We start from the raw sequence: 17,355 nt of genomic DNA, 5'->3' as shown, positions 1-17,355 counted from the left end.
AAATTGGGCAATGACCTTAAAAGCTCGTAAAAAATTTGCTCAACATTGGCTGCGTAGCGAGGATGCACTGAACCAAATCGTGGCAGCTGCTAATTTACAAAAAAGCGATCGCATTCTAGAAATTGGTCCGGGTACTGGCATTCTTACCCAGCGGTTACTGCCTTTTGTTCAGTCTGTAGTGGCGGTAGAAATTGATCGAGACTTGTGCCGATTATTAGTGAAAAAACTAGGTAAGATAGATAATTTCTTACTGCTACAAGGGGACTTTCTATCCCTAGACTTAGATACCTTGTTAGCTAACTTTTCCAATTTCCAACAACCCAATAAAGTTGTTGCCAATATCCCATATAATATCACCGGTCCGATTCTGGAAAAGTTGCTAGGTACTATTACTCAGCCAGCTGTGCCAGGGTTTGATTTAATCGTGCTGCTAGTGCAAAAAGAAGTCGCTCAGCGGTTATATGCCAAACCCAGTTGTAGACAATTCGGGGCATTATCAGTGCGGGTGCAGTATCTCGCCGAATGTGAATTGATTTGCGATGTCCCTGGGTCGGCCTTCTCTCCTCCCCCCAAGGTTGATTCTGCTGTGGTGCGGTTACATCCGAGCCTAGCTGAACCACCAGCTTCTGACCCCAGATGCTTGGAGACACTATTGAAACTGGGCTTTGGCAGCAAACGAAAAATGTTGCGCAATAATTTAAAATCTGTAATCGAACGCGATCGCATCACCCAATTGCTGGAACAATTAGAAATAAGCCCTCAAGCCCGAGCCGAAGACCTTAGTGTTGCTCAATGGATAGCCCTAGCGAATCAGATCACCATAAAGAATGCATTCTTATTCCCTAAATGCCCCAGCTAAAATCAATCTGTATTTGGAAATCATCGGTGATGCGGGTGATGGTTATCACGAACTCGCAATGATTCTCCAAAGCATCGAATTAGCTGATCAAATCGACATCCGTGCCATTGGTACACAGGAGATTAAAGTCCACTGTCATCATCCCCAAGTGCCAACGGATGAAAGCAACCTCGCTTATAAAGCAGCTGCCTTGATGTGGGAGGAGTTTCCTGAGTACTTTGCTAACTTGGGCGGTGTAGAAATTACTATCCACAAGCGAATTCCTGTAGCCGCTGGACTAGCTGGTGGCTCGACGGATGCAGCGGCTGTGTTAGTAGGAATCGATATGTTGTGGCAATTGGGATTAACCCACCCGGAATTAGAACAATTGGCAGCACAGCTTGGATCGGATGTGCCGTTTTGCCTTGCTGGTGGCACCGCTCTAGCTCTGGGCAGAGGTGAGCGATTGTCTGCCCTACCGGGACTAGATTCTCTATATGTCGTGTTGGGTAAATACCGCAGTCTCATGGTTTCTACTGCTTGGGCTTATCAGACTTATCGAAATCAGTTTGGGGAAACCTATATCCGGGAGCCTGAGGACTTAGAATCCCGTGCTAATCGTTTTCATAGTGGTCCGATGGTTAAGGAAATCCTCAATAAGGATGGGGGACAGATTGGAAAACTATTGCGCAATGATTTAGAGAAAGTGGTGTTACCCAATCACCCCCAAGTCTTGCAACTACGGGAAGCCTTTGAGAATAGTGGTGCCATAGGAACCATGATGTCTGGTTCAGGTCCGACGGTATTTGCCCTGTGCGAGTCCCAGGAGCAAGCCCAGGAAATTCAACAGAAAGTAAGCATTGACATTACTGACCCAGATTTGGAGTTTTGGGTAACCAAATTATCGAGTCAGGGAATTCAGATCATGTCAACACCTTGAGTCGTTAGTGTTGAGTTGGTTAGCCCTAACTTGGTTAGCCCTGAGTTGGTTGCTCCTGAGTCGAAGGTTACTGACCAGAGTCTGTTGGTAATTAAACATAACTAATTACTATTTATGCTTAAAATAAGCCTCCATCACCTGGCGCACAATTGGTCCTGCCACTGAACCTCCACCGCCGCCGGAATGTTCCACAAAAGCAACAACCGCAATCTCGGGTTTATCATAGGGGGCAAAACCACCAAACCAAGCATGAGCTTTCCCAGGAGGAGCCTCTGCTGTTCCACTCTTACCAGCGGCAGGAGGCAACTCTGGCACCCTCAATGCCGCTCCTGTTCCCCCAGTTACCACAGCTCGCAATCCTCGGCGCAGGGTCTGAATCGTTGATGGCTTCATATTGATGGACACTCGCCCTTTAATAGCATCCTGATTGTTCTTGAGCAAGTGGGGTTTAACCCGATAGCCACCATTGGCAACTGCAGAAAACATCACCGAGGATTGTAAGGGTGTTCCTAGGGTAAACCCTTGACCAATAGACATATTTATGGTATCCCCAACGGTCCATCCCCAATTGTAGTTTTTCCGCTTCCAGGCATCATCCACTATCAAACCACTGGATTCGCCGGATAACTCAATACCAGTTTTTTCACCAAAGCCATATCTACGAGCCCATTCAATCAGGGTTTTCCCCCCAACCCCTCGACCGATTTGACCAAAGAAGGTGTTACTGCTCCAAGCCATAGCACCCACAAATCCCATTGGACCAAATCCGGCTCGGTTCCACTCCCCAAAGGCATGACCACCGACATACAGGTAAGGATAAGTCTGTAAAACAGTTTTGGGAGAATACCGACCAGATTCCATACCCGCCGAAGCCGTGACCACCTTAAATGTACTGGCTGGAGGAAACCCTCGCATTGCCCGGTTGATAAACGGATTCCCTCTGCCTTGTAGCTTTCGCCAGGTTTCTGAGGTGATGCGAGTCGAGAAAATATTCGGGTCAAAGGTTGGACGAGAAACCATTGCGAGGACAGCACCGGTGTTGGGGTCTATAGCCACGACTGCCCCTTTGCGATCGCCTAATGCTGCCTCGGCTGCCTTCTGCACATCTATATCGATGGTTATATGGATAGGTTTACCCGCTTGTGCCTGTTTCTGACCCAGAACCCTGACGACTCGTCCAGCACCATCAACTTCTACTTGCTGACCGCCCCATTCTCCCCGTAGCAGATGCTCATAGGACTTCTCCACCCCCATTTTGCCAACCACATCACCGAGGCGGTAGCCGTCAGGTTTACGCCGTTGCAGCTCTTCATAGTCCAGCTCTCCAGTATAACCTAGAACGTGAGCCGATAGCTGTCCATGGGGATAGTACCGCAAGGCATCAATATCCACCTCTATCCCCTGTAATTCATTGCTGTACTCAGCCAAGGCAGTAACTTGAGCGGGAGTAACACCACGGGCAATCCGAAGTAGGTAAGGAGAGTTATAGCCCGCTTGTTCCAGACGCTTTTGAATCTCAGCGTCTGGTATCTTCAAAATTTGGGACAGGCGTTTGCGAGTTTGGGGCCATTGCTCCTGCCTAAGAACCATCGGCCACACAAATACCGAGTGAGACAACCGATAGCTAGCTAATACTCTTCCCTTACGGTCAAAAATATTGCCCCGTATAGGGGGCTTGGGAATCAGACGAATCCGGTTATTTTCTGCCAGCTGTTGGTTGCGTTCCCCTTGAACTAGCTGTAAATACGCTAAACGGGAAGCAATTCCCCCCAGCAAGAATAGGCTAATCAGTACCATAATCACTACGGATTGGTATTTGCGTCCGACAGTGCGGGAATTAGATCGATGCACTGCAAATGGAGATAAGGAAGGCTGAATTAATGTCATCGTCAGAGGTCTGAGAATGGGGAATCGCACTTGGAGAACACGGAATTGGGCAATTAAGGCGAATAGTCACCTGATCAATCCCAGTAACCTATTGGCTTTGATTCCGAATAAGTCTCCCTTTTCAATTAAGAATTAAGGATTGACAATTGACAACAAAACAACAGGACTCACGCCCCAAGCTTGTCGGTTAAAACTGGGTATGGGGTTGAGGGTGACCGGGTGTAGTGAGCAGAATTGGAATATGCCCTTGGGATTGCCCACACTAATTCACCTAGATCTGCCCCAAAGCCTTGATTAAGGAGGCTCTGATTTGCCCCTGTTCTAATAGCTCTTACCATTAGCTTAATACCTAGTCACGGCTAATACCCAGCAATTTACTTCTGCACCTCAGCTACTGGATCAGTGCAGATCTGTTTAGCTACTGCAGGAGTATTTTTAGGTTGGAGGATAAAATAAACCCAAGGAGAGAAACCGTGTTGCACAGATGCAGACAGACGAGGCATGACTCTGGGGGCATCACTACTGCTGAAATAACCACCATGTTTCAAACGACTGTTAAAGAACCACGTCCGACTACTACGACTACAGCTAAACTTGATGTTGAACTCCGGAAGGTTTTTAAAGTGTTCGACACCGAGACTGTTGTTCGTGGTGTTGACTTAACTATCCGTCGAGGAGAATTTTTTAGCATTCTTGGTCCGTCTGGCTGTGGCAAGACTACAACCTTGCGTTTAGTAGCGGGATTTGAGATGCCTTCAGCTGGGGAGGTAATGATTCAGGGACGCTCGATGAATCATATTCCACCACACCGCCGACCTGTCAATACTGTCTTTCAAAGTTATGCTCTATTCAATCACCTGAGTGTTTCCGAAAATATTGCCTTCGGTCTACGGCTAAAAAAGCTACCCTCATTGGAGGTTGAGGAACGAGTCAAAGCAGCCCTCAAACAAGTGAAACTGGAGGGATTGGCGAATCGGTATCCCCCTCAATTGTCTGGGGGTCAACAGCAACGAGTGGCATTAGCCCGAGCATTAGTTAATCGACCAGCGGTGCTGTTGTTGGATGAACCTTTGGGAGCGCTAGATTTCAAGCTGCGCAAACAGATGCAGGTGGAACTGTCAAATCTCCATCAAGACCTGGGGTTAACCTTTGTGATGGTGACCCACGACCAAGAAGAAGCTATGAGTCTTTCTGACCGTATCGCTGTGATGCGTGCAGGTAAAATTGAGCAAGTTGGTTCCCCCAGAGAAATCTATGAAAATCCTCGGACAACCTTTGTGGCGGACTTTATCGGTGATACCAATTTATTTAAAGGTCGTCTGCAACGGTCCGATGCCGACACACTTGAAATTACCACCAAGACTGGTATCAAGATTGTGGTTGAGTCTCCATCCGTTAAAGAAGTCCTGGATAATTCTAATGCTCAGGATATTGTAGTAGGTGTACGACCAGAGAAAATTCGCCTTAGTCTTTCCCCCCCAACAACAACAACTACTACTACTACAATGAATTGCTTTGAAGGACGTCTCAAACACGCGATGTACCTGGGTACTCATATTCAATGTGTGGTGGAGTTACTCAGTGGCGACTGTCTCAGAGTCATACTGGCCAACACCAATAACAAGTTACCAGACCCTCACACGACAATTTATGCTCGTTGGGCACCCACGGATTGTCGAGTGTTGGAGGAATAATTTGAGGATTTCGGTAGTTTTTGAGCCTAGTTTGCTTGGAAAATAGTGCTGAGTAGAGCAAGAGATTTTTATTTGTTGACTAGATAAAATCCGCTGGATTAATTATCCTATCCATTTTAGGGTAATGGGTAATCGGTAATCCGTTGTGAATAACTTTCTTCAACCTACCCTAAAATGGACGCCTGGGCAAAAACAAACGTCAACCTTCAACCTTTTCAATCGTGCTTTCTAAGGATCGACAATCATTACTAAAACGCCCTACAAGGCGCAACTTTTTACAGCTAGCCACGGTCGCTACCCTATCAGGTCTAACCTTGTCTGGATGTGGCTGGACTCTAGCTGAGGTCAGACCAACACCTCCTTCACCAGGTGACAGAAATAAACTATTTATCTACACTTGGACTAACTATACCGATGATGAGCTACTAGACCGCTTTAAGGAAATAACTGGAATCAAAGCTGTAGTCGATGTCTTTGATTCCAACGAAGCTATGCTTGCTCGACTTCAGGCTTCTGGGGGTGGAGCCTATAGCATTATCTACCCGTCTGACTACATGGTGCGGAAGATGGTGGAGTTGGATCTGTTGGTGAAACTGGATTTTGAACGCATCATCGGAATAAATCGACTGTTTTCTAAGTTCCTCAATCCTATATATGACCCCAACAATTTGCACAGTATTCCTCTGAGCTGGGGAACAACAGGTTTGATTTACAACTCCAAAAAACTATCTAAGGTACCGGAGGATTGGAGCTATCTTTGGCAATATAAAGATAAATTATCGAGACGGATGACTTTGCTCAACGATGTGCGAGAAGTGATGGGTGCAACTTTGAAAATGTTGGGTTACTCGTACAACTCTACCAATCCCCAGGAGATCAAAAAGGCCTATGAAACGTTGGTGGAGTTAAAACCAAGTATTGCTTCATTTTCTTCTGATGCTTGGCGATCGCAAATCCTGACTGGGGATTTATGGGTTGCGATGTGTTACTCCTCCGATGCTGTTGACATCATGGCAGAAAACCCAGATTTGCAGTACGTGCTACCGAAAAGTGGTTCTTCCTTGTGGACCGATACCTTGGCAATTCCCAAAACAGCTCCCAATCTTGAGGGTGCCTACGCTTGGATTAACTTTATGTTAGAAGCAGATGTTGCTGCTCAAATTTGTGAACGGTTGAGCTTCGCCACACCAAACCAGAAAGCCTTTAAGCTATTGTCCCGTGACATCCAAGAGGATCAAAGTTTGTTTCCAGAACAATCAGCGTTAGAACGTTGTGAAGGTCTTGCACCTGTTGACGAGGTTAGCGAACTTTATGACCGATACTGGACTCAGTTGACCAGTGCTTAGGAGTTAGGAATTAGCCCTTTTCAACACCCTAAAGTTTAGGAAAATAGTACGGAACGGTAGCAATAAAAATATCATTAAAACTACCTATCAAAAAGAGCGAAACGCTATTGATAAATGTTATTATCACGAATAAAAAACCATAAGTAATAAAATCATAAATAATCACTCTAATTTTTAAGAGTTTTAAATTTCTATATAAAATAAAGATAGCATTTTTTAATAAAATTGGTATAAGTCTTGGAATAATGACTAAGAACTAATGATAAATAACACTGAAAGCGTTACTGAGAACATTGCTGAATCCCCAGTTATGCAAGATAAGAGACACTTACGATGGCAGTGGTTAGAACCCCTAGGATTGCTCAGTCCAGCAGGTATATGGTTAGCTTTGTTGTTGGTGCTGCCAACCCTAGTGATTTTTGAACTAAGTTTGGTACCCAACATTAGACCAGGAGATGTGGTCAATCCCTCTGGTATTGATAATTATTTGCGGATATTTGATCCAGTAATCTTGCAAGTGATGGGGCGATCGCTTTTTTTGGCCATGGGAACCACTGTGATTTGTCTTGTGCTAGGATTTCCTGTGGCTTATTGGATTGCTCAGCTAGCACCCAAGCGGTGGCAAAATTTACTGCTGCTGGGTTTTATATTACCGTTGTGGACATCCTCTCTACTGCGTTCTTATGCCTGGATTAGCATTCTGCGACCGACTGGGGTTCTCAATACAGTCCTGACTACTCTTGGACTACCAGGGTTGGATTTGCTCAATCGTAGTGCTGCTGTATTGATTGCCATGGCTTACAGCTTTCTGCCATATATGGTCTTGATTCTCTATGCGTCTATAGAAAAGTTAGACAAACGGTTGTTAGAAGCGGCGGCGGATTTAGGGGCAAATCCCTATCAAACGTTTTGGAAAGTAACTGTACCCCAAACTCTACCAGGAATTGCTGCAGGTTCTTTGCTGGTATTTATCTCTGGATTAGGGGATTTTATTAATCCGGAATTGCTAGGGGGAGCATCGAGTATGACTGGAGCAAGATTGATTTATAACCAGTTTTTAGGAGCTACTCAAAACTGGGGATTTGGGTCAGCTTTGAGTATGATGTTAATTTTGGTTGTGAGTATAGCGATCGCACTTTTGATTAAGTATGGTGATCCAAAAGCACAGCCCTAGCACTATAGAAAAGGGAGTAGGGAGTAGGGAGTAGGGAGTAGGGAGTAGGGAGTAGGGAGTAGGGAGTAGGGAGTGGGGAGTGGGGAGTGGGAAGTAGGNCAGCTGCAGCAAGCACTCCAGGAAAAACAGCAGGAGTTAAACGGACAAGCTAAGCAATTGCGAGAGTACGACAAACTCCTGTCCACAAAAGATCTGGAACTCAATACAGTTCAAGACCAATTAACCCGTTTGTTCCACACTCTAGAATCATCCCATCAATCCGGTCAACGCCAGCAAATTTTGGTTGAAACCTTATCAGAACAGTTACAAAGCTCTCAGGATCAAGTTGCCAGACTCGAACAGGACTATTCCCAAACCCAGCAGCGCTACAACGAACAATCTCATCAGCTGGTGCAATTGAAAGATACCTGTCGAGAACTTAGAACCCGTCTATACCGACAACAACAGCAAACCTTGCAATTTAAGGTAGCCTTAGAAAAGTGTCTGGAAATGCCTGCCTCTGAGAATTCTGTACTACAACAGCAAGAGAGTCGGAGCATCATTGCTCAGCAATCTCTGCTACAAAAAGCCCAGGCGATTAGACCCTGGTCTGCTGACCCAGAGTTATTTGCAGAAGAATTTATTTTCAGCAGTACTGGTAATTCTTCTGTCCAGTCTCAATCTACCACAGAAGCGTTATCGGTTGACAGCAGCCAACCTAACCAAACTGATCCTATATCCCCAGCAGATGCCTCGGGTCCAGGGCAAACTCAGGTAATCTCCCCTGAAAATGTGACAGCCAAAGAGATAGAAGTAGCACAACAGTTAATTGAGCAAATGTCTGCCCTGGCAGAGGAATTTGGGTTGTCGGAGTTGCCATCAGAGTCGGCTAATGCCAAAGTCGATGGCAGATCAGAACTAGAAACGACTAACTCAGATGAATCTGACCAAACCGTTGAATTGACTAGTGACCTTGAGCAAACCAGTAGGTCAGACCATACTCAGACCTTGGAGCCTGAAGCAAATCCATCGAGTCAGGAATTGCCAGAAGATATCATAGAGGCTGAGTCACAGTCAAATCAGACCAATGACGTATTTCCGTCTCAGGGTAAGTCGCCATCACCAGTACTCTATCCCCTACGTCCCTCCAAAGGGCGCAAATCCTTAGCGTCTATTGAATTACCAAGGTTTCCCCGTTATCGCTCTTCCTGAGGTTGACCCATAGATTAGGCTCGATCACACAATAGTTTCTGATACTGATATATTAAAGAATTTAAAGTTCTGTAACCTCTGGCGCAAGACTATCAAAACCCTGCGGTAAACTAGCCCTTGATCCTTAAAATTCCCTGTCGTTTGCCTGAAACGCCAACAAGCACGAACCTAGGCAAAGATAATCCTGGTGGAATCATCGGGAATATCCCCAATTTTCCCAAGGAGACAGGTCAGCGGTTTTTCCGCAATGTCCGATAAAAAAATGTAGGAGTTCTTAAATCAATGTCTCATAGCGTTAAAATTTACGATACCTGTATTGGTTGCACCCAATGTGTTCGGGCTTGCCCTCTAGATGTATTGGAGATGGTTCCCTGGGATGGCTGTAAAGCTGGTCAGATTGCCTCTTCTCCTCGTACAGAAGACTGTATTGGTTGCAAGCGGTGCGAAACTGCTTGTCCTACTGACTTCTTGAGCATCCGGGTTTACCTGGGAGCTGAAACAACTCGTAGCATGGGCTTGGCTTACTAACCATTAACCTAGCAATCTATCTGATGTTGACGGTTGACTGTTGATGGTCAACCGTTGACGGTTAACCGTCAACACAGGACACTCCACTGTTAGCACGGCTATAGTTTGAGTATTATGGTTACTTACTAAACTCAACACTATGTGTGGAATAGTCGGCTATATCGGTCCGCAAATCGCTACAGAAATTTTAATGGCAGGATTAGAGAAACTCGAATATCGAGGCTATGATTCTGCTGGGATTGCTACAGTCTCGGAAGGGGACGTTCATTGTGTACGTGCTAAGGGAAAATTGCACAATTTGCGGGAAAAACTGGTACAAATCGAAAACCAGGCGCGGATTGGCATTGGACACACGCGCTGGGCAACCCATGGTAAACCGGAAGAGTATAATGCTCACCCCCACATGGATATGGCAATGCGGGTGGCAGTGGTACAAAATGGCATTGTTGAAAACTACCGGGAATTGCGGGAAGAATTGATCCAGCAGGGACATGAATTCCGCTCCGATACCGATACAGAAGTTATTCCCCATCTAATTGCTGAGTGTTTACAGCAAAATTCTGCTTCTTCCTCTTCCTTCTTCTCTCCTTTCCTAGAAGCAGTGCGGCAAACAGTGAATCGATTAGAGGGAGCTTTTGCCCTAGCTATCCTTTGTGCTGACTATCCTGATGAATTGATTGGAGTGCGGCAACAGGCTCCTTTGATTATTGGGTTTGGTCAAGGGGAATTTTTCTTTGGCTCAGATACCCCAGCATTGTTACCCCATACCAGGGCAGTATTGAACTTAGACAATGGGGAAATCGCACGGTTAACTCCCCTAGGGGCAGAAGTTTACGACTTTGAGGGTCGTCGCTTGAATAAGTTCCCCCGTACCCTCAGTTGGAATCCCTTTCAAGTGGAAAAGCAAGGATTCCGACACTTTATGCTTAAGGAAATTTATGAGCAACCAGGGGTAGTGCGCAACTGTTTCGAGCGGTATCTCAATAGTAATTGGCATGCTAATCCTACACAGACAGAGGCAGACCTGGCTAATTCCCCAGTTCAGTTAGGCATACCAGAGTCACTGTACGAGGATGTAGAACAGATTCAGATTCTGGCGTGCGGAACCAGTTGGCACGCTAGTTTGGTGGGTAAATATTTGTTGGAGCAGTTGGCAGGAATTCCTACCATGGTGCAGTATGCATCTGAGTTTCGTTATGCACCAGGTCCGTTAACTAAGAATACCCTAACTATTGGGGTAACTCAGTCTGGGGAAACTGCTGATACCTTAGCAGCACTGGAGATGGAAAAACACCGTCGCAGTGGATTAGACCCTCTGTATCAGCCCCGACTGCTGGGAATTACGAATCGACCAGAAAGTTCTTTGGCTCAGTTGGTGCCTGATGTGATTGATACCCAGGCAGGGATTGAAATTGGGGTGGCGGCTACTAAAACCTTTGTGACCCAGTTAGTGGCCTTTTATTGTCTAGCGCTAGATTTAGCAGATCGACGTAATACTCTCGCCCCTGAAAAAATTCAAGCAATTATGGCAGGCTTGCGGCAATTGCCTAATCAGATTGAGCAGGTGCTGGAAAGTCAAGAAAAGTATATTGAAGAATTAGCCCATGACTTTGCGGAAACCCAAGACTTTATCTTTGTAGGACGGGGGATTAATTTTCCGATTGCTTTAGAAGGGGCGCTGAAACTTAAGGAAATTAGCTATATTCATGCTGAAGGCTACCCAGCTGGGGAAATGAAGCATGGTCCGATTGCTCTGCTGGATGCTAAGGTGCCTGTGGTTGCGATCGCAATGCCTGGTACTGTCTATGAGAAGGTAATTTCTAATGCTCAGGAAGCTAAGGCTCGGGATGCTCGGTTGATTGGGGTGACACCGAGCAATGGCAAAGAGGCGATGGATATCTTTGATGATTTGTTGCCTGTACCAGAGGTGGAGGAGTTGCTTTCACCAATTCTGGCGGTGATTCCGTTGCAGTTGTTAGCCTATCACATTGCGGCAAGGCGAGGGTTGGATGTGGATCAGCCCAGGAATTTGGCGAAGTCGGTGACTGTGGAATAGATTTCTTTGTTGACTGCTGAACGGTGTTGCTTAAACCCAGGGACTAGTTAGGATTTGTAAATGCGATCGCATTTTGTGTAGGCATTTTGCGATCGCACTCCCTCCCTCAAATTAATCCAATTAGGACTTACCCATCACGTCGGTACAGTTGAGGAAAAACCATGACCGTTACCATACCCATCAAAGCTATCCAACTCACACCCGGTAGTGCCATTACTATAGATAACCTTAAATGGCAAGACTTTGAAACAATTCTTGACGAACTTGGGGAAAAGCGACGAGTGCGGCTGACCTACTATCAAGGAAATTTAGAAATCATGTCCCCCCTTGCTATTCACGAAAGACCCCACCGGATTATTGCCGATATTGTTAAAGGCATATTAAACCTACAGGGGCGCGACTGGGAAGATTTTGGTTCAACTACCTTTAAACGTCCTGAAATTGCTGGTGTTGAACCGGATACCTGTCTTTATATTCAGAATGCTCCTCAAATGCGAGGCTGTACTCACATTGACTTGGACATTTATCCACCCCCAGACTTAGCTATAGAATCTGATGTTACGTCAAAAACAACTCTTGAGGTTTATGCAGCTATTGGTGTTCCTGAAGTATGGATTTATAGCAAACAACAACTTAGAATTTACATCATCAAAGATGGAAATTATCAAGAAACGTCGCTCAGTCCAACCTTTCCCAATTTATCCTTAACTACACAGATTCCTCAACTCGTAGAACAGGCAATTAATCAAGGAACAAGCAGAATGTTACGGGAATTAAAAAGTCAATTTTTTAAATCGAAATAAGTCTTACTTATTGCTAAGCAATTCCATCACACACCTCCCCAGCTGCCATCCTTTATATCCGTTATCCACTATTGCCAATTATTCCTCAGGCACACAAGTCCCTACTAAACAAGCTCGATCCAAATTAACACCACTTAAAGAAGCCCCATCCATCTCAGCACAAAGCAAGTTCGCCCCACTGAGATTACTACCAGATAGATTAGCTCCACGGAGATCGGCCTCTTCCAGATTGGCTTCACTTAAGGTTGCCCCTTGTAAATCCGCCTGAGACAAATCGGCTCCCTTCAAATTGGCACCATTAAGATTAGCTCCTCGCAAATCTGCCCCTCGCAAATCCACCCCTTGCAAATTCACCCCCATCAAATTGGCACCACTTAAAAAAGCACCGGTAAAGCAAGCCTGACTCAACTTAGCCCCCATCAAATTAGCGCCGCGCAGATTACCACCCCGCAAGTCCGCACCACTCAAATCCGCCTGCATCAAATTAGCACCAAGCAAATTTGCCCGTAAGTCAGCAGATTCCAGTTTGGCACCGATTAAGTTAGCACCATCAAGACGAGCACCATTCAAATTACAGCCAGAAAAATTTACCCCCACAAGTGTTGCACCAGCAAGATTAATTTTTTCCAATTGGCTACCGGAAAGATCCTCATCTTCCAAATCTGCTCCTGGCAGTTGCTTTACTTTCCCCGCCCGAATTGCTTCAATTTCCATCAACCAGATAACCTTGAACTGTTCATCCTTCAACCTACCCTACACCAGACCCCTGGGCAAGAACAATCTTGAACTGTTCAACCTTGGCCAAAAGGCCACGCAATCGCGTTCAACCTACCCTACGGGAACGCCAAAGGCGAACAACCTTGATAACCTTCAACCTTGATAACCTTCAACCTTGATAACCTTCAACCTTGATAACCTTCAACCTTGATAACCTTCAACTTTTCTTCCTTGATCCTTCAACCGTTACTTTTTCCTCAGATAAGGAATCAAGCAACCACATCCCTGAAGCTATTTTAGGCTGATTAGCCTGCAAACTCATACCCTGCTGCATTCCCATCACTATCAGTCCCAGGGTTTCCACCAGTTTAGGGTCAAACGCTTCCCCTGACAATGCCTGACAGTTTCTTAGAGCTTGAGACAGAGCATCCTCCTCAGATTTATAGGTATTGAGTTGCTGCTGAAAATAAGCGATCAGCCTCAAAATCCTTGATTCCAAGGGAATGTTATCGTAAGCTAAGCCATCCGGTTGTCCTGAACCATCCCAGGATTCGGTTTGGTGGGTAATAATGTTAGCGACAGCCTGCAATCGAGGCATAATCCGTAACACCGATCCCCTCGGAAGAGATTCCTGCTTCTCGATCACCTCTTTCTGAGCAGCTGACTTAGGGGGTAGTTCTATCTTGACCCCCTGCAAGGGAGATAGACGGTGCAAGAGTGCTGCCAGACTTAAACGTTTCAGTTGCCATGCTGGTAAATCCAGCAACTGGCCTATAGTCTCAGACAAGCTTTTTACCTCAGCGCTAGCGTTGGGATTCACAGCATCCGCTTGGTCAATTAGCTGAGCCATACGCAAGAAAGCCTGCATTTCATTAGAAACGAGGTTATCGTCTAACACCTGAGCATGGCTAGGGGAGGTATGGGACGGTAACTCTTGTTGACCTTTCTGAAGATAGTTCACGACCCGATTCACCACTGCCCCAATATAGTCTCGTGGCTTGGTGCTGTCGATCATCTTTTGAAGTTGTGCCGTTAAGCTAGCTTGCAAGTCTGGGTTATAGTTACCAATGTGAGCGATCGCAAACTCCACTGTCTCCCTGACCAAGTCTGGCTCAAATGTCCAGAATCCATAGAATTTGCGCTCTCGATCCTGCTCTGGCAGTCCTTGAGTGCCATAATCCGACTCAGATAATTCTTGACATAACACCATTGCTGTGTATGTCTCGGAAATAATAATCAAGTGCCACTCTTGAGCTACAGGATCGGAGGACTCTAAACTAACTAGGGCAACATTCGACCGCTGACTGGTGGGATGTTCAGCAAAGCCAGCATCCGGTGCGGCCATGATCACCACCTGAGATGATTTCAGCGCTATATCGCCATAGCGTTCAGCTTCCTCAAGATACCATTTGCCCCGCTGGAATGCCGTAATCATTAGTGGAGCACTGTCAGACTCTAGGATAAAGTCTTCTAGGGCATGGCACAGCGATACTAAGGTATTTTTGTAATAAACTCCAAAGCTTAGAGGTTTTTTGGTGCCGCGATGGGCTTGTTCTAGTTTTTGTAATATCGAACCTGAGCGCATGGTTACTAAAAAATTGTTAATTAAATTTTGTTATTTAAACTTGTTAATTTAATTTTGCCATTATCCCTTTCTAGTTATTTAAAACTAGTTTTTTTTCTTGGTGTTTATTTGGTAATATTGGGGCAGTGAGGGCTGCTTCTAATGGAGCCACTCCTAGTCTTTCTTCAAGGATTTTCATCACTTCACGCCCAAAATCATTAGAATTTTGCCGCCAAGCTTCCAGACAAACTTCACCAAAGAAAGACCCTAGGGGTTCGGGATTCCATAGGAGTTTCTTGGCTGTCCAGGGCATCAGACTCATGGGATCATAGTCCCGGTTGAGGATAGTTTTGTCAAAGGCGTACTGTTCTAAATGGGTATGGGGTTGTAGACCAATGAAGAAGATGGCTGGTTCTACTTTATCCCTACCAAATATTTGCTCTAGTTCCCGGTGATAGGCAATAGTCTGACGAATGGTGTCAAAGGTTTCATCGATCACATTGAAAGAATAGTTGACGGAAACTAGGTCATTGAAGCCAGCTGCTTTTAAATCACGACAGTTTTGCAGTACGGTGCGTAGGTTATAGCCCATGCGCATTTTCCGCACCAGTTCCTGAGAACCACTGGTAATCCCAATTTCAAAGTAATTCATCCCGGTTTTTACCATCAGGTCGCATAATTCTGGGGTGAGATTGTCTGCCCGAATGTATGCTGCCCAGTTAATGTCGCTCATTCCAGCATCAAGGATTTTCTGCAACAGTTCAACCGCATCACCAATGAATTTTTTGGCAGGAATGAACTGAGCATCAGTGAACCAGAACTTGCGGATGCCTCGGTCATAGAGTTGGCGCATTTCTGCCACCACTTCATCTGCCGGGTTAATCCTTACCTGTTTGCCTTCTACAACGGTATAGATACAGTAGCAGCAGTTATGGGGGCACCCACGCTTGGTTTGAACTCCAATGTAAAAGTCGTTCTGTTGGAAGTAATAATCAAAGCTCGGCCAGATGCTTTGAATATAGTCGTAGTTGCAAGCAATTTTTTCAATGGCAGTGGGAGACTCATGGATCATGCGATCGCGTGGCTTAGCTTCCCCTACCACATAACACCGCTGATCATCGAAGTCCTGACCCCGGAGAATTTTCGTGAGTAAGGTTTCCCCTTCTCCAACGGAAACGATGGTTCCAGTTGGCAGTTTATTTTCCAACTGCTCATAGAATACACTAACTGCTCCACCCCCCACAATCAGGCGAGCGTCTGGGTTATATCGTTTAGCCCGTTTGAGTCCTTGTTTGATTAACCCCAAGTTACCCCACAGTTCCCCATAGTAAGACGCTGCTAAACGCAGACCCCCCAGGGCTCCCCGTAATTTTACCAAGGGATTGCCAGCATAGTAAAACTCAAAGGCATTTTGGAGGGGATTACCACCCCTACCACCCACTGGAGCATAGATTTGAATGTCGCGCCAGGAAAATACCAACAGGGTTGGTTTAAACTGGTCTATCTCAGTATCCAAGGCGCTGCCAAAGTCTAGGGGAGGTACAGTTCCCAAGTCAAAAATGCGCTGTTCTACATCCGGGAACTGTTTATGAACATGGTCAGCTAAATAAACCACCCCGATCGGAAAGATTGGATTACAAGGAAGGCGAACGTATAGTATTTTCTGTGCCATTGGTAACTGTTTATAGTAATGATTTTTTGTTATTATAAGTTTTTTTTATCAGGAAGGTTAGTTTGGGTTATTCTTGACCAATTCCGTTCGCGTAGCGTGGCCCAAAGGCCAATTAAGCTCAAGATTTCAAGGCAGATCTATACCTAGAGTTATAGCTAGAGTTATAGACAGATTTATCTACCGCCGTTTTCTCTACTTTGAGACTACGGCGGGCAGAACTTACCAAGGGTGGGCAACAATTATGAAATTGGTGTTTACATATCTTAACTTTACCAAAATTAGGGACTTACCTCAAGCGTATGGTAGTTTTGTCTATAGGGATCAAAAATCAGCATAAAGTCATCTAATAGAGTAAAGTCATATAATAGGGTTTATAGAGTGAGCATTACACCTGAATGATGCTGAATATCGCTAAAACCAGCAAATAATCCTAAATAATCCCAATAATCAGCCTATTAACGGTGTTTTGTTGGTGATCGGCTGAGGTAAACTCCAATAATTAGTAGCCATGTTTACAGCTCGCCGGAATCATCAATGCTACCTTGGTGTTTGTAATAAATTAACCTTTAGAGAATTAATAGATATGACACAAGTTTTTGATCCTATTCCTTCAGATAGCCAAGATTCCCTTCTGTGCTGCTATGTGAACGCTACTAGCCAGATCCAGATTGCTAGAATAACTAATATACCTAACTGGTACTTTGAAAGAGTTGTTTTCCCAGGGCAGCGCTTAGTTTTTGAAGCACCGCCACAGGCTCTTCTAGAAATACATACGGGGATGATGGCAAGTTCTATTCTCTCAGATACCATCCCTTGTTACCGCTTATTGTTTAGCCAAAGTGGTAATGCTTATGGCTATGCTGTTTCCGCCGAATCAGCCAAACCTGCGGATATCAAAGCACATCCAGAAACAGTTGATACTCAAAGAGTGTTAACTGAAAAATT

At 45.3% G+C, this 17,355-nt stretch carries 16 protein-coding genes; 11 read left to right on the top strand and 5 right to left on the bottom strand.

Features of this window, described 5'->3' with window-relative positions; all coding sequences use genetic code 11:
• Positions 1-10 precede the first annotated feature (10 nt).
• Positions 11-859, top strand: coding sequence for a 16S rRNA (adenine(1518)-N(6)/adenine(1519)-N(6))-dimethyltransferase RsmA (gene rsmA / locus F6K49_RS08790; RefSeq protein ID WP_293095909.1), 849 nt, complete (start codon positions 11-13; stop codon positions 857-859).
• Positions 828-1,778, top strand: a complete 951-nt coding sequence (ispE, locus tag F6K49_RS08785) for a 4-(cytidine 5'-diphospho)-2-C-methyl-D-erythritol kinase (RefSeq protein ID WP_293095905.1) — start codon at positions 828-830, stop codon at positions 1,776-1,778. Before rsmA ends, ispE begins: the two co-directional genes overlap by 32 nt.
• Before the next feature lie 108 nt (positions 1,779-1,886).
• Here ispE and mrdA read toward each other — a convergent pair whose 3' ends face one another.
• The gene (gene mrdA, locus F6K49_RS08780; protein WP_364303959.1) at positions 1,887-3,629 is read right to left on the bottom strand and encodes a penicillin-binding protein 2; all 1,743 of its coding nucleotides are present in this window, start codon (positions 3,627-3,629) and stop codon (positions 1,887-1,889) included.
• A 575-nt stretch (positions 3,630-4,204) separates the two neighbouring features.
• Here mrdA and F6K49_RS08775 point away from each other — a divergent pair.
• The 3 genes from F6K49_RS08775 (at position 4,205) to F6K49_RS08765 (ending at position 7,879) form a co-directional block, all read left to right on the top strand.
• A complete protein-coding gene (locus tag F6K49_RS08775; RefSeq protein WP_293044565.1) occupies positions 4,205-5,359 on the top strand; it encodes an ABC transporter ATP-binding protein in 1,155 nt (384 codons plus the stop codon).
• Between the two features lie 221 nt (positions 5,360-5,580).
• Entirely contained in the window at positions 5,581-6,705 is a 1,125-nt protein-coding gene (locus tag F6K49_RS08770) for a spermidine/putrescine ABC transporter substrate-binding protein (RefSeq protein WP_293095895.1), read from the top strand.
• A 310-nt stretch (positions 6,706-7,015) separates the two neighbouring features.
• Positions 7,016-7,879: an ABC transporter permease gene (locus F6K49_RS08765; protein ID WP_293095955.1), complete on the top strand. Its 864-nt coding sequence runs from the start codon at positions 7,016-7,018 to the stop codon at positions 7,877-7,879.
• On the opposite strand, the gene F6K49_RS08760 is transcribed toward F6K49_RS08765, so the two are convergent.
• Positions 7,848-7,994 carry a hypothetical protein gene (locus F6K49_RS08760; RefSeq protein WP_293095888.1) on the bottom strand — a complete coding sequence of 49 codons (147 nt, stop codon included), beginning with the start codon at positions 7,992-7,994 and terminating at the stop codon, positions 7,848-7,850. The genes F6K49_RS08765 and F6K49_RS08760 overlap by 32 nt on opposite strands.
• A gap of 41 nt (positions 7,995-8,035) precedes the next feature.
• Here F6K49_RS08760 and F6K49_RS08755 point away from each other — a divergent pair, with 41 nt between their 5' ends.
• The 5 genes from F6K49_RS08755 to F6K49_RS08735 all read left to right on the top strand — a co-directional run bounded on the left by F6K49_RS08755 (position 8,036) and on the right by F6K49_RS08735 (position 12,457).
• Positions 8,036-9,070 carry a hypothetical protein gene (locus tag F6K49_RS08755; RefSeq protein WP_293095881.1) on the top strand — a complete coding sequence of 345 codons (1,035 nt, stop codon included), beginning with the start codon at positions 8,036-8,038 and terminating at the stop codon, positions 9,068-9,070.
• Between the two features lie 117 nt (positions 9,071-9,187).
• Positions 9,188-9,328 carry a hypothetical protein gene (locus tag F6K49_RS08750; protein ID WP_293045159.1) on the top strand — a complete coding sequence of 47 codons (141 nt, stop codon included), beginning with the start codon at positions 9,188-9,190 and terminating at the stop codon, positions 9,326-9,328.
• A 24-nt stretch (positions 9,329-9,352) separates the two neighbouring features.
• Positions 9,353-9,598 (top strand): photosystem I iron-sulfur center protein PsaC, encoded by a 246-nt coding sequence (gene psaC, locus F6K49_RS08745; RefSeq protein ID WP_015145320.1) that lies wholly within the window; start codon positions 9,353-9,355, stop codon positions 9,596-9,598.
• Between the two features lie 139 nt (positions 9,599-9,737).
• Positions 9,738-11,654, top strand: a complete 1,917-nt coding sequence (gene glmS, locus F6K49_RS08740; protein WP_293095874.1) for a glutamine--fructose-6-phosphate transaminase (isomerizing) — start codon at positions 9,738-9,740, stop codon at positions 11,652-11,654.
• Positions 11,655-11,815: 161 nt separating this feature from the next.
• Positions 11,816-12,457 carry a Uma2 family endonuclease gene (locus F6K49_RS08735; protein ID WP_293095867.1) on the top strand — a complete coding sequence of 214 codons (642 nt, stop codon included), beginning with the start codon at positions 11,816-11,818 and terminating at the stop codon, positions 12,455-12,457.
• A 78-nt stretch (positions 12,458-12,535) separates the two neighbouring features.
• Here F6K49_RS08735 and F6K49_RS08730 read toward each other — a convergent pair whose 3' ends face one another.
• The 3 genes from F6K49_RS08730 to F6K49_RS08720 form a co-directional block, all read right to left on the bottom strand.
• On the bottom strand, positions 12,536-13,171 hold the full coding sequence (locus F6K49_RS08730; protein WP_293018258.1) for a pentapeptide repeat-containing protein: 636 nt from the start codon (positions 13,169-13,171) through the stop codon (positions 12,536-12,538).
• Between the two features lie 220 nt (positions 13,172-13,391).
• Positions 13,392-14,759 (bottom strand): DICT sensory domain-containing protein, encoded by a 1,368-nt coding sequence (locus tag F6K49_RS08725; RefSeq protein WP_293095861.1) that lies wholly within the window; start codon positions 14,757-14,759, stop codon positions 13,392-13,394.
• A gap of 70 nt (positions 14,760-14,829) precedes the next feature.
• Complete coding sequence (locus F6K49_RS08720; RefSeq protein WP_293095855.1) at positions 14,830-16,410, bottom strand: photosystem II high light acclimation radical SAM protein; 1,581 nt, start codon at positions 16,408-16,410, stop codon at positions 14,830-14,832.
• Positions 16,411-16,993: 583 nt separating this feature from the next.
• Here F6K49_RS08720 and F6K49_RS08715 point away from each other — a divergent pair.
• The coding region (locus F6K49_RS08715) for a DUF1830 domain-containing protein (protein WP_293095850.1) at positions 16,994-17,355 on the top strand (362 nt) is incomplete at its 3' end.

Source organism: Moorena sp. SIO3I6, assembly GCF_010672095.1.
The sequence above is the reverse complement of the archived record's forward strand: the minus strand, read 5'-3'. Positions and strand labels throughout refer to the sequence as shown.

Bases quoted from the DNA above. Each gene is read 5' to 3' on its own strand.
- rsmA (WP_293095909.1), top strand. From the start codon at position 11: ATGACCTTAAAAGCTCGTAAAAAATTTGCTCAACATTGGCTGCGTAGC.
- ispE (WP_293095905.1), top strand. From the start codon at position 828: ATGCATTCTTATTCCCTAAATGCCCCAGCTAAAATCAATCTGTATTTG.
- F6K49_RS08775 (WP_293044565.1), top strand. From the start codon at position 4,205: ATGTTTCAAACGACTGTTAAAGAACCACGTCCGACTACTACGACTACA.
- F6K49_RS08765 (WP_293095955.1), top strand. From the start codon at position 7,016: ATGCAAGATAAGAGACACTTACGATGGCAGTGGTTAGAACCCCTAGGA.
- psaC (WP_015145320.1), top strand. From the start codon at position 9,353: ATGTCTCATAGCGTTAAAATTTACGATACCTGTATTGGTTGCACCCAA.
- glmS (WP_293095874.1), top strand. From the start codon at position 9,738: ATGTGTGGAATAGTCGGCTATATCGGTCCGCAAATCGCTACAGAAATT.
- F6K49_RS08735 (WP_293095867.1), top strand. From the start codon at position 11,816: ATGACCGTTACCATACCCATCAAAGCTATCCAACTCACACCCGGTAGT.
- F6K49_RS08730 (WP_293018258.1), bottom strand. From the start codon at position 13,171: ATGGAAATTGAAGCAATTCGGGCGGGGAAAGTAAAGCAACTGCCAGGA.
- F6K49_RS08725 (WP_293095861.1), bottom strand. From the start codon at position 14,759: ATGCGCTCAGGTTCGATATTACAAAAACTAGAACAAGCCCATCGCGGC.
- F6K49_RS08720 (WP_293095855.1), bottom strand. From the start codon at position 16,410: ATGGCACAGAAAATACTATACGTTCGCCTTCCTTGTAATCCAATCTTT.